Raw genomic sequence first — 13,337 nt, forward strand, 5'->3', positions numbered from 1 at the left:
ATAAAATCAGGAGTAAAGAGATATGGATATAGATTTACACCTATCTCTGAAAGCAGAAGTATATAAAAGAATTTCTCCATTCATCGAAGATGGCTATTCTTTAATTGGGGATGTCTTCATAACAATCAATGAAGATACTGGCATTGCCACTGTTGATCTATTTCTTAAAAATAAAAAACCATCAAAATCTCCTTTAGAAAAGTATTACCGCTATCAATTAATCATTAATGAAATGCAGTACTTTTGGGTCTACCTAGATGGTTATGGTTGATATATTATTGCTATTTATATTCAACTTTATAATTTTAAAATACTTTTTATTGGATTTTTTAAGTTAGTATTCTAAATTTACAATAAACCATTCAAGAAAGGACTGCTTGTTTCTGTAGTCACATGGCCAATATCTTACTTCTTTATAAACATAACCATCTGACAAAATGATCAATGGATCATCAAGTTCCACACGTGGTACCAAATATAATATTCGATTATGACTCGTCGTGAGCAAATTAAAATTCATTATAAAAGTTTCCAGATCTCTCAATATATGATCTGAAAACATATTCCGTTCTAATGTAAAATCATAGATAAGACCCAAGTCTCTTTTAAAGTTTTTGAAACCCATATTTATCTTTGAGAACTCATGGAGACTTCTCATTAAATTAATATTTTTTATAATTTAAGATCAAGAAAAATTAAATATATATCTCAAAAAATCAAAAAAACCATGTTAAGACTCCCTACATCTGAATCAATCGCTGCACCTCAATCACATACTAGGTACAACATACAATCTTATCAATAACTCATTTTATTGAATTGGGTAGATATATGCTGTCTACAGTGGTAGTCGAATTTCCATAAAAGTTTTGGAAGCATGTTATGTTTAAGCAATAAAAAAGCCCACTGTTTAAAGTGGGCTTTTTTATGTTGATTTCTCAACTAATTTTGGTAGGCATATCCAGACTCGAACTGGAGACCTCTACGATGTCAACGTAGCGCTCTAACCAACTGAGCTATACGCCTAAAGTGCTTGTATCATATTCAGATTTCATTTGCTTGACAAGATTTTTCTCTGATTTTTCAACACAATCGCACACTCTTTAAGCAACGCAGAAAATTTCAACCATATTTCAGACTTATGCTGCTGTTTTTTCTGAAAAATTAACTGTTGCTGGATCAAAATCAATTGATGAAATACGATCTGCTGCTCAGGCTGTACTTTTAGACTTAAACGTAAAATCCACTTTTGAAAAGTCTCGTCAGGTAATTTTTTCAACGGCTCATCAAGCTGTGAGTTAAACTGATAAATCATTTTCTCATACGGTGTTTGTTTTAATCGATTTCGCCATACAATCACACCAACATATAGCAGCAACATTCCTAAAATAGTGGCCATCAATACCCATAACAACTTGGCTTGTGAGTTGATGCCCCACTGTTTTAGCCAACTACGTTGTTGTTCTACATCATAGCCAACCACTTTGCTTTGCCACTGATAACTCGCATAATCACTCCAAACCCGCAACTTATTCAACAAAGAAAAATGTGAGTTCCCCAAGAAAGTGGTATTAGTTTGCTGCTGACTTTCATTTAGAAAGTTCTGCATTCCATCATCAATACGCTGTGGTGCAACCAGTGCAGTTGGGTCTATACGCTGCCAGTGATGATTAATCCAGACCTCTGCCCATGCATGTGCATCGAGTTGACGGACTTCCCAGCTCTGGTCATCTGGTGCTGGTTGACCTCCCTGATAACCAACAACCACACGTGCAGGAATTCCAGCTGCACGCATCAATACTACAAAGCTTGAAGCAAAATGCTCACAAAATCCAACTCTCGTCTGAAACAAAAACTGATCGACACGATTTCCTTCTAAAGTTCCAGGACTAAGGCTATAACGAAATTTATTCTGCCGATACCAGTTTAAAACGGTTTGAATATACCGTTCAGGCTGCTCACCACTCTCAGCATATAATTGTTCTGCAAGTGCTTTACTCCGAGGATCTGTCTCAGGTAATTGCAAATTAATCTGCCGAATATAATTTGGTAAATCTGTTTCTGGCGAGGCAGATGAAATCCAGATTAAATGAATGGGCTGAGTTGCCTGAACTGGACGGCGAGATACAATACTGCCATCCTGCCGCAAAATATAACGACCATTGGCAGGTATCGAATGCTCTAAACCCATCACCCAACGCTGCTCAGGATCAGCTTGTAAATAGGTATAATTCAGTTGCTTGGCATTTGGTGAAACTCTAAGATCGTTTAACATCCATTGTTGATTGACCTCACTGCTTTGCCACGTTTTTCCATCAAAATGATCTAAGACCATCGCTCGCCAATACAACTCTGAACGTGGTGGCAGGCTTGCAACAGGTAACACAATCCGAAATGCCAGAGCATTTGACTGTGACAGCTCAGCAATATCGCCCAACGATAAGTGATCACTTACCCCTGTCACGGCCTTATTCTGATCAGGTAGTGGAATATACCAAAGCGGTGGAAACCGCGGAAAAAATAAAAATAACGCAATAAAAAATGGAAGTGCGAATAAAATCGCTTTAAAAATATGCAGTGTATCTATCCAAAGCTCTTTTTTATCGGGCAATGTCTGCTCACTAAAATCCGCTTTTTGTATGGCATATAATCCGAGTAATGAAATCACTACCCCAACAAATACCAAGCCCGCCATATAAAAGGCTTGGGTATACAGAAATAGACTGGCACACACAAAGAGTGCAAAGTTAAAACTGACCAACGCATCTCGTTTATCTTTACTTTCTAAAGCCTTGCCATATAAGCATAAGCTCAGAAAAGAAACACCCGCTTCAACACCCAGCAATGTCCGATATTGCAAATAGATACATGCGATTCCCACAACAAAGAAAATGGCTCTCGCCATGACGGGCAAAACCAATGAACGCTTTTTTAAAAATGTCCGTAGTGCAACGAGCCAAATCACAGCAAATACAATTAGCAAACTGATTGGTGCAAAAGCAATTTGAGCCACCAAAACAACCAGTAGAATGCCCAAAACTAAAACCTGAATTTGTTTATTCATGACTTATGCCTGTGCCAAAAGTTTTTTAGCTTGCTGATACTGTCGAATGCCAGAACCTACACCAAGCTCAGCTTTGGGTAATAACATGCTGTAGGCACGTTTCTCCTGTTCACATTGATCAACCATTGCCATCATCATGGATAAACGCACTTCATGCATTGCACTTGGCATTTTGACATAGTCAATCATTTGAATTTGGGTATTCGGTTCCTGTTCAAATCGTTTTACAAACCAGCCCTGATCTCTCGCGACGTGCTTCCATGAAACACGCTGAAGCGTATCTCCATCTACATAATTGCGAAGATCATGAAACTCATCTAAATTTTGCTGCTGATGTTGATGACTCAATTTACTTTCGCTGGAAATACTGACAGGTTGCGGTGCAACCCAGACCTGATGCTGAAAATACAGATACGTCCACGCCCTCACCACACCAAAGGGATAAGTCGCCTGAATACGACAGCGTGGTAATGGATAAAGACCACGGTTTTTCGGATGCAGACTGATGTGTATGTCTTGGCTTTGCTCTTTCATCAAGATACACAACGTTTGCTCTGCAATCTGAATTCTTAAAAATCTTGGGCTGGCTTTATTTTGCTGTAACCTCAACCGCAGAACAAAAGGCTGATCGACTTGCCCAACGTCATCATCATTCAGCAATTCAATCTTCAATCCATGCAGTTGCTTAAATGCCAAATAAAAACTCATGGCAAGTATCGCACTCACCAAGAAACACAAACTTAAAACCAAGTTATTAGCATAATTCACCCCTGCAACAAAAGTGAGTAAAATCAACACGCCATATAAAACGCCATCACGGTGTAAAAACACCAAAATATCGCGTTGCTTAATTTTCTTTTCAGCCTGCATTTCAAAGCGTCGACTCATCCACGCTACTATTCTCTGACGCACGCGTTATCCTATTTTAATTTTGTTATTAATAATTGACTGGTACGCGTTGCATGAGCTGCTGAGTCTCCAACTCGCTTAGTCCAATGCGATGGGCAGCTACAGCAACAAAAACAGCCTGTACATCATCCGTTGTTGCAAATGTCCGTTGCTGTACCAGTGCATAAGCCTGTGTGGCATTTTTCAAGGCAATCACACCACGCGTTGACAAGCCCTGTAAACCTGATCGGGTTTTCTCTGCTAAATCCAGAATATAGTCGAGTACCACATCACTCACCTCAACCTGCTGACGCAACTGCTGCAATACAATTAAATCCTGAGCAGAAAAAACTTCTGGCAATTCGGACAACAAACTTTGACGACTTGGATCAGTCAATAAGGCCCGCTCAGCCGAACGCGATGGATACCCCAATGATAAACGCATGAGAAAACGATCCAGTTGCGACTCTGGCAAGGCATAAGTTCCACTTTGAAAAAGCGGGTTTTGAGTCGCAACCACCCAAAAAGGCTGGGGTAAACGATAACGTACAGCATCCAGAGTAACACCACTCTCTTCCATCGCTTCAAGCAAAGCACTCTGTGTTTTTGGACTGCTACGGTTAATTTCATCTGCCAGTAAAATCTGAGTAAAAATTGGGCCTTGTTTAAATTCGAATTGCTGACTTTTTTGATTGAATAAATTAATGCCAATCACATCACTAGCAAGCATGTCATTGGTGAACTGAATACGATTAAAACTTAAGCCAGCAAGCTTGGCTAATGCATGTGATAACGTTGTCTTGCCTAATCCAGGTAAATCTTCAAATAAGACGTGACCACCAGCCAATAAAGCGGTCAATGCCAGTTCAGTTTGCTGAGATTTATCTAGAATAATTTGATTAATTTCATGTAAAAATTGCTTAATTTGAGGAAAAAAAATAGAGATCTGATCTTCAATATTACGTGTAGGTGCAATTATTTGTTTTTTATTCATTTCCCACATAAATTATGCCTAAAAAAGTAAAAACGGTGCATGTTGTAACATACACCGTTTCATTCGTCATTCAAAGAATAACACTACCCAATTAGCAAGGACATTTTTTCATGCCTGTTTTCGCGGATGGATAACGAACATCAACACAATAACGATAAAAAGTTTTGACATCCATTGGCGTCAAATCTGGATGATGCTGACGCATGTGCTCTAAATAGGTTGCATAATCTGGTACGCCAACCATTAGACGAAAACTTTGTTGTAATCGCTGCCAAAGTAATGCAATTTTTGACCAGTTTTTAGGTGAAAGAACCAAGTGCTTTTGCGACAAAATTGTCATCTTGATAATTTTCGCAACAACAGTTGTTCCCTGTTTAGCAAATTTCAGATTCATACCGATTCTCCTGAAACTCGTGCGGCTACTGGAGCAGCTTCTGTATCTGCATACTCTGCTGGCGCTTCATTTACCGTTGGTTTGTTGCTTGCTAATGCACGGCGAACCACACCAATTGAAGCAAAAATCATCACCACGAGTACAACCATAAAAAACGCACACAATGCAGCATTAATATGATTAGACAACACAATGGTATGCATTTCTGCGAGTGATTTTGCAGGTTTAAGTACTTCACCACGCGCAATTGCATCAGAAAATCTGTTCGCTTGTGCCAAAAAGCCAATTTTTGGATTGGTATGGAAGATCTTTTGCCAGCCTGCAACCATTGAGGTTACAACCAAGAAAACTGTTGGCAAAATGGTGACCCAAACATATTTCTCTTTTTTCATTTTAAAGAGAATAACCGTACCTAAAATCAATGCCATTGCTGCAAGCATCTGGTTTCCGATACCAAACAATGGCCAAAGTGAATTAATCCCACCCAAAGGATCAACCACACCTTGATACACATAGTAACCCCAGCCAGCAACCGCAACGAATGTTCCAACCAAGTTACCTAGAAAAGAACGAGTTGCTTTAACTGCTGGGATCAAAATTCCTACAGTATCTTGCACCATAAATCGGCATGCACGTGTACCAGCATCAACAGCCGTTAAAATAAACAACGCTTCAAACAAAATTGCAAAGTGATACCAAAATGCCATCATCGAACGGTTATTGAAGATATCGGACAGAATATGGGCCATACCAATCGCAAAAGTAGGTGCACCACCAGCGCGAGAAAGAACTGTTTTTTCACCTACTTCTTGTGCAAGTAAAGTTAATGATTCTGGTGTCACTACAAATCCTAGCGAACGAACTGCTTCGGATGCACTTTGAGCGTCAATACCCAGTAAAGCTGCTGGTGAGTTCACTGCAAAATACACACCCGGATCAATTACTGTTGCGCAAATCAGTGCCATAATCGCCACAAAAGATTCCATCAACATACCACCATAACCAATCATACGAATATGACTTTCGTTTTCAATCAGTTTAGGTGTTGTCCCACTCGAGACTAAAGCGTGGAAACCTGAGATTGCACCGCAGGCAATTGTAATAAATAGAAATGGGAATAAACTTCCAGCAAAGACTGGCCCTGTACCATCAACAAAGTGAGTGATCGCTGGCATTTTTAAATCAGGCATTGCAATCATAATCGCAACAGCTAAACCCGCAATTACACCAACTTTTAAAAATGTAGATAAATAGTCACGCGGCGCAAGCAACAACCACACTGGCAAAACAGATGCAATAAATCCATAAATGACCAAACACCAAGTCAATTCTGTTCCAGACAAGGTAAATACAGGTCCCCAATATGGATGTTGGGCAACATCACCACCGTAGATAATGGCCATCATCATTAAAATGAAGCCAATAATAGACACTTCAGCAATTTTTCCAGGACGGATAAAACGCATGTAAATGCCCATAAACAGCGCGATTGGAATCGTCATGGCAATACTGAATAATCCCCATGGACTATTCGTCAGTGCTTTCACTACAACCAGTGCCAAAACCGCCAAGATGATAATCATCACGCCCAAAGTACCAAGCATGACGATAATGCCTGCAAAAGAGCCCAACTCTTGTTTTGCCATTTCACCCAGTGAACGACCATCACGACGAACTGAGATAAATAGTATCAAGAAATCTTGTACAGCTCCCGCAAGAACCACGCCAACTAACAACCAAATTGTGCCAGGTAAATATCCCATTTGGGCCGCGAGAATTGGACCCACGAGTGGGCCTGCGCCTGCAATAGCTGCAAAATGGTGTCCAAACAATACATACTTATTGGTGGGAACATAATCCAGACCATCTGATAAACGATAGGCAGGTGTTAAACGCTTAGGATTAAGTTCAAAAATATTGGTTGCGATATAAAGACTATAAAAGCGATATGCAATGCTATAAACACACAGGGCTGCTAGAACCAGCCATACGGCATTGACATTTTCTCCACGATTAAGCGCTAACATTCCGAAGGATACTGCGCCGATAATCGCCACTAATATCCACATGATTTTTGAAGTAAAAGACATTTTACTTTTATATTGATAACTGTCCATGCTATTCCTCGCCTGCTCTACGATCAACAGTGCTTGCATTAGGACTTAATTTATATTTCCATAAAAATTAAAAATCTAAAAACCATAAATAAGCATTATTTTCTATGATTCATACTGAAACTTATGCCATTTTTTTATTTTAAGATTTTCCTTATATATGAAATATCCATTAATTCCAGTCGAAGTAATTACAATTCCTTGTGACTGTACACCCCATATTATTATTTTGATCTACGACTTTGGCATAAAAAAAGGGATGAACATGTTCACCCCTTCAATCATAGCGGATTGTTTCGCTATTATGCACGCTCTAAATAATCGCCAGTACGAGTATCTACACGAATGCTTTCTTCTTGCTGAACGAATAATGGAACACGTACAACTGCACCTGTTTCAAGTTTCGCTGGTTTACCACCTGTACCCGCAGTGTCACCTTTAACACCTGGATCAGTTTCAACAATTTTCAATACAACGAAGTTCGGTGCACTTACTGTTAATGGAACACCATTAAACAACATTACTGAACATTTTTCGTTTGAATCGTCTTTTAACCATTTTGCAGCATCGCCCATTGCAGTTTTATCTGCAGCGATCTGTTCAAAAGATTCTGGATCCATGAAGTGCCACATTTCACCATCGTTGTACAAGTAGTCCATTTCTACTTCTACGATGTCAGCAGCTTCTAAAGAATCACCCGATTTAAATGTTTTTTCTAATACTTTACCAGTTTTCAGGTTACGTAATTTAACACGGTTAAATGCCTGACCTTTACCTGGTTTTACATATTCGTTTTCCATGATTGAACATGGGTTACTATCAAGCATGACTTTTAAGCCTTGCTTAAACTCATTTGTAGAATAATTGGCCATGACTGGCACACTCCAAACTTACTAACTTAAACTGATTAATGCTAGACTAGCATTATTTTTGACACGTAGCATGATAAACTATTTGTACCAAGAGCAAAACTGGAAAACGCAACTCAGTGAGTTAATCACTGATCCCAAAGAGTTGCTCGACACTCTACAGCTCTCAACAGATCAATTATTATCAGGGGCAATCCTAGCTTCTGAAAAGTTTAAATTGCGTGTTCCTCGTGCGTTCGTCGGAAAAATGAACGTTGGCGATCCTTTTGATCCACTTTTATTACAAGTTCTCCCCCATCATCTCGAATTAGAAGAACACGAAGGTTTTGTCACTGACCCACTGGGTGAAGAGCAAGCAAACCAGTTACCTGGTGTTTTACATAAATATCAATCCCGTTTTTTACTCACATTGACTGGTGCGTGTGCAGTTCACTGTCGCTACTGTTTCCGTCGGCACTTTCCGTATCAAGAAAACCTACCTAAAAATGATGACTGGGTTCAAATCAAACAATATTTACTTAATCACCCAGATATTAATGAAGTCATTTTGAGTGGTGGAGATCCACTGACACTCACCAACCAGAAACTGGCGCTTTGGCTTGAACGCTTTGAGAGTTTACCTCAATTAAAAATTCTGAGAATTCATTCTCGAGTGCCTATTGTTATTCCTAGTCGGATTGATAATGAATTTATTTCCTTATTAGAAAACAGTAGGCTACATACTGTACTGGTGCTACACTCTAACCACGCTTCGGAAATTGATGACTACACCATACGCCAGTTACATAGATTAACTGAAAAACAAGTCACGGTTCTCAATCAAGCTGTATTATTAAAAGGAGTTAATGATTCTGTCGAAAAACTAGAGGCATTAAGCTATCGCTTGTTAGATGCGAGAGTAATGCCTTATTACTTACATGTCTTAGATAAAGTCAAAGGGGCTCATCATTTTGATTTAGCAACTGACTCAATTGATCAGCTTTACATAGAATTACTCGCAAGATTGCCTGGGTATTTAGTACCGAAACTGGTTAGGGAAATTGCGGGAGAAAAAAATAAAACACCTTTGTATGGAATGCCTATTGTTTAATGGTGACGTATGACAACAATAAATCAGAGTGACTTTTTTACAGCTCCGATTGAACAATATCGGACTGAATTAAGTTTTTGCGCAGCAAATGTTAAAGGCATTCAAGAATGGCTTTTACGTTTACCTTCAATTCATTTAGGAGATTCATCAAAATCTCTGCTGAATGCTGTCATTGAAATTCTAGAACTTAAATGTGAAGAGCCTCTACGCTTTGAGTTAATCCAAAGCTTACATTTGTCATTAGAGCAAGTTCTTGGAACTTTAGAAAAATATTTCCTTAGTGATGTTGCATCCGTCATGAATCACAATGAATCGATTGTAGAGCTTGCTCAGCAATTTCGCTGTTACATGGCACGTACTTATATCCATATTGCATTTGAATCCCACGCTCAACTCATTTCCAAACAATTTTCACTTTTCGCTTTTCGTCAGAAAAAACAGCTTCAAGATATTCGCAGTTTAAGCACTTACTATGCTTTACAACAATTAAGCTTATTAAAATTTCAACAACAGGTGCTTTACAAGAGTAGTCTGGTTGGTCAATGGCGTATTGGTCACCAGCTCTTTATTTTGGCTGAATATAATGATTTTCATCTTGAAGATATTAACTATTTACATGGATCAATTAATCAGCTCACGAATATTTACCAAGTTTACAATCAAATCAATCTGTTAGACATTCTAAATACACATCAAATTCGCCCGATAGAAATTCAATCCTTATATCAATGTACATATCAATGGGTTCAACTGCTTGAACTGACCAAAAAAGAATCTACAACATCTCGCTATATTATTGATCCAAATAAAGACTTCCCTCCTGTCCTCAACAACATGGAAATAAAAAAAGGAAGTGACTGTTATTTTATTGAAACGCAAGCTTTACTCGATCATATTAATCTTGCCAACCTGCCACAAAACAGGAATATTTCCCCTACAGAAAAGCATTACTTAAGTTCATCCTTAATTTTCCACGTACAAAATGTACTGAACAACATCCCCGAACGTCGTTACGAACGATATGACTATATATCGACCATTCAATTAGCGTTCGGATTACAAAGTGCGCACTACTATCTTTCTCACGCAACACATTTTGAGGATACACTTCAATTAAACAGCAGAGTTCATTTACAGCAGAACAATTCTAAATTTTTATCTGGCTGGAATGATGAACCTTCATCAAGTAACCATAAATCACTATATTCGGTACTTGATCAGGAAACTAAGCAAATTCATACATGTACAGTCATGGATATCAGTATTAATGGATATCGTATTCGCTGGACGGGCGATGTCCCCAAACAGCTTCGTGCTGGAGAATTTATTCTAGTCCAAGAAAATGCTCAAAGCCCTTGGCGTGGCGGGGTGATTCGCTGGTTAAAACAAGCTTCTACCAAGCATCTCGAATTCGGTATCGAAATTTTATCTCAAGACCTGACGCCATGCGCTGTACAATTAAGTGGTGACCGCAATACTGTGCTCTATCACCATGCTATTTTACTGAGCAATCAAGTACTAAACAAAACTCATCTTTCTATTGTTGTGCCTGGTCATCAGACCTTTAAACCTCAACAAGGGATTAATCTGCGGCTAGATAATCAGCAGATTAAAATTTATCTAAACGATATAAAGCTCATTAGTCAAAGCTTTTCACAATTTGATTTCGAGCTATTAAATGACAATGAACAGGTTATACTTGAACAGTATATCCAGCAGCATGCTGAAACCATTAAAAAACAAGACGTGTGGGAAAGTCTAAAATGAGAAATGCTTTTTTATCCAACAAGCTAAAACAAATTAAAACTCGCTTGCTCATTATAGATGACAATCAAATTCGTTATAATCAAATTGTTGATCTGTTAACAGCGAAAGGGCATCAAGTCGATGCATTCTTACTGGATGATATTAAGAGCTTCGAGAAACAACTGCATACACATTGGGATGTAGTACTTTTCGGACGTGCCTATGATTTAAAAGTTGAACAAGCTTTGGCTCTCATTCATGCCTCTAATCAGCCGCATTTACCCTTACTGCTACTCAATCCTGAAGACTATAACCCATCACATTATCTAAACTATATCAATAAAGGCGTATACGATCTCTTTAATCTTGATTATCCAGATCGTTTTTATATTGGACTGGTTAGAACCCTTTCTTACAGTCGGGCTTTGCAAGCACAGCAACATTTAGCGAAAGAACTCGAAATTGCTGAAACACACATTCAGACCTATGCACATGACACACATAAAGCCTTAGCTGTCATCCAAGAAGGCATTCACATTAAAGCCAATGCAGAATATTTAGCATTATTTGGCTTTCAAAAAGAAGAAGATATTTTTGGTTTACCGCTCCTAGATGTTCTACAACCCGATCAACTGCAAGACTTTAAACAACGCTTCAAGCGTGTTACTCAACGCAACTTCGATCAAGCACGTTTTGAGATTAAATCACTCAATCCAGATGCCCAATCAAAAGACAACACGCTTCGAATTGAGTTCCTACCAGATAACACGCAATCTGATGCAGTACAGATCTCAATTGAAACCACAAATGCTCAGATAAGCCCAGCTAAAACCAACAATGAAATAAACAGTGCTCCTCTTCGTCTTTATGAGCAACTCAATCGAAAAATGCTGAATGAACCAGCTAACCAAAATGCAATGGTCTTATTTCGATTAGCTGATTTTAATGAACAATTTGCAAACTTTAATCAGTTACAAACTACAGACTACCTCAAGGCAGTACAAACATTTCTTCAAGAGCAGCTACACAACACTGTTATCAAAGTCTCACCTGCATTATTTATTGGCTTATGTCAGGCTGCGAGTGACGAGCTTTTAAACTCTAAATTACAGGGTCTTACTCCGCTTCTTAAACCTCAGTTACTTGAAGTCAATTCAGAGAATCACTCTGTCGAATTTGCAATTGGATATAGCGAGATTGTAGGCTCAATTGAAAATCAAGATCAATTTGACTACTTAATTACTCAAGGCCTATCTCATCCAATTCAGCAGAAAACAACAGATCATGTAAATGAAATTAAATTCTCTGGTTTTGAAAGTGATGATTTGCCACCTGTTATGGCACTCGGTGCTGAAATTGATCGCGAACTCTCCTTACTCAATGAGTTGCATCGTGTTCTTGAACAAAATGCAGTTCACTTAAAATATCAACAACTTTATGACAAACAAGACACTGAACTTTATACTTATGAAGTCACTAGTGGTGTGATTTATAATAAACAATGGTTAGCACTTGAAGATCTTAATGAGCTTAGCAAAGATGTAGAGCTTGCAATAAAATTAGATCGCTGGGTTTTGGTAGAATCTTGCAAGCAACTGTATAATTTTATTACTCAATATCCAAATGCAAAACTCGTGATTAATTTAAATATTCACGTACTGTTGCATGACTCACAAATTGTGAGTTTGATTGAAAAATTATTCTCGATTATTCGCCATACTAAAAACCATCCTCTGATTTTACAATTTTCAGCGCAGGATATTATTCAATATACAGATCAAGTTACCCCTGTATTACAACAATTGCGTATGCAAGGCGCGTTGATTTCCGTTCGTCACTTCGGTCTAGATGAACATATCAGTACAACTTTACTTGCTCGAAATGATATCGATCTTTATCGTTTAGATTCTGAGTTAACCAATCATCTTAGCAATGATAAACAGATGGAAGAATTCCAGCAACAAATTCAAGACTATCAAGAAATTCGTGAAATCGATATGATTTTACCGATGTTGAATAATATGAACACCTTTGCCAATGCATGGAATATTGATGCACGTTATCTGCAAGGTGATTATTTCCAAAAGAAACTCGATCACTTAATTGATGGACAAGACCACTAAGGTCTTGTCTTTTAGAAACAAGCAGGCATAAAAAAACGGGCGAATCGCCCGTTTT

10 protein-coding genes and 1 tRNA gene are annotated in these 13,337 nt (G+C 38.4%); 4 read left to right on the top strand and 7 right to left on the bottom strand.

Annotated features, from left to right (window positions below; translation table 11 throughout):
* Positions 1 to 22: 22 nt before the first annotated feature.
* Entirely contained in the window at positions 23 to 271 is a 249-nt protein-coding gene (locus C1A47_RS03540) for a hypothetical protein (RefSeq protein WP_111892495.1), read from the top strand.
* A gap of 678 nt (positions 272 to 949) precedes the next feature.
* Here the strand turns inward: C1A47_RS03540 and C1A47_RS03550 are convergent.
* The 7 genes from C1A47_RS03550 to efp form a co-directional block, all read right to left on the bottom strand.
* A tRNA-Val gene (locus C1A47_RS03550) sits at positions 950 to 1,026 on the bottom strand.
* A 25-nt stretch (positions 1,027 to 1,051) separates the two neighbouring features.
* Positions 1,052 to 3,064 (bottom strand): transglutaminaseTgpA domain-containing protein, encoded by a 2,013-nt coding sequence (locus tag C1A47_RS03555; RefSeq protein WP_111892499.1) that lies wholly within the window; start codon positions 3,062 to 3,064, stop codon positions 1,052 to 1,054.
* Positions 3,065 to 3,067: 3 nt separating this feature from the next.
* Positions 3,068 to 3,976, bottom strand: a complete 909-nt coding sequence (locus C1A47_RS03560; protein ID WP_111892501.1) for a DUF58 domain-containing protein — start codon at positions 3,974 to 3,976, stop codon at positions 3,068 to 3,070.
* A gap of 25 nt (positions 3,977 to 4,001) precedes the next feature.
* Complete coding sequence (locus tag C1A47_RS03565) at positions 4,002 to 4,955, bottom strand: AAA family ATPase (RefSeq protein ID WP_111892503.1); 954 nt, start codon at positions 4,953 to 4,955, stop codon at positions 4,002 to 4,004.
* 82 nt (positions 4,956 to 5,037) lie between these two features.
* A complete protein-coding gene (locus tag C1A47_RS03570) occupies positions 5,038 to 5,340 on the bottom strand; it encodes a YbdD/YjiX family protein (RefSeq protein WP_111892505.1) in 303 nt (100 codons plus the stop codon).
* Positions 5,337 to 7,457 carry a carbon starvation CstA family protein gene (locus C1A47_RS03575; protein WP_111892507.1) on the bottom strand — a complete coding sequence of 707 codons (2,121 nt, stop codon included), beginning with the start codon at positions 7,455 to 7,457 and terminating at the stop codon, positions 5,337 to 5,339. The genes C1A47_RS03570 and C1A47_RS03575 overlap by 4 nt, the downstream gene beginning before the upstream one ends.
* Before the next feature lie 299 nt (positions 7,458 to 7,756).
* Entirely contained in the window at positions 7,757 to 8,326 is a 570-nt protein-coding gene (efp, locus tag C1A47_RS03580; protein ID WP_111892509.1) for an elongation factor P, read from the bottom strand.
* 70 nt (positions 8,327 to 8,396) lie between these two features.
* Here efp and epmB point away from each other — a divergent pair, with 70 nt between their 5' ends.
* Genes epmB through C1A47_RS03595 form a run of 3 tightly spaced genes read left to right on the top strand, consistent with a single transcriptional unit; the run spans position 8,397 to position 13,282 of the window.
* Positions 8,397 to 9,413, top strand: a complete 1,017-nt coding sequence (epmB, locus tag C1A47_RS03585) for an EF-P beta-lysylation protein EpmB (protein WP_111892511.1) — start codon at positions 8,397 to 8,399, stop codon at positions 9,411 to 9,413.
* Positions 9,414 to 9,422: 9 nt separating this feature from the next.
* Positions 9,423 to 11,180 carry a GTPase gene (locus C1A47_RS03590; protein WP_111892513.1) on the top strand — a complete coding sequence of 586 codons (1,758 nt, stop codon included), beginning with the start codon at positions 9,423 to 9,425 and terminating at the stop codon, positions 11,178 to 11,180.
* Positions 11,177 to 13,282 carry an EAL domain-containing protein gene (locus C1A47_RS03595; RefSeq protein ID WP_111892515.1) on the top strand — a complete coding sequence of 702 codons (2,106 nt, stop codon included), beginning with the start codon at positions 11,177 to 11,179 and terminating at the stop codon, positions 13,280 to 13,282. Before C1A47_RS03590 ends, C1A47_RS03595 begins: the two co-directional genes overlap by 4 nt.
* Positions 13,283 to 13,337 lie beyond the last annotated feature (55 nt).

The sequence above is a fragment of the Acinetobacter sp. MB5 genome (assembly GCF_003261585.1).
In the GTDB taxonomy this organism is placed as follows: Bacteria; Pseudomonadota; Gammaproteobacteria; order Pseudomonadales; family Moraxellaceae; genus Acinetobacter.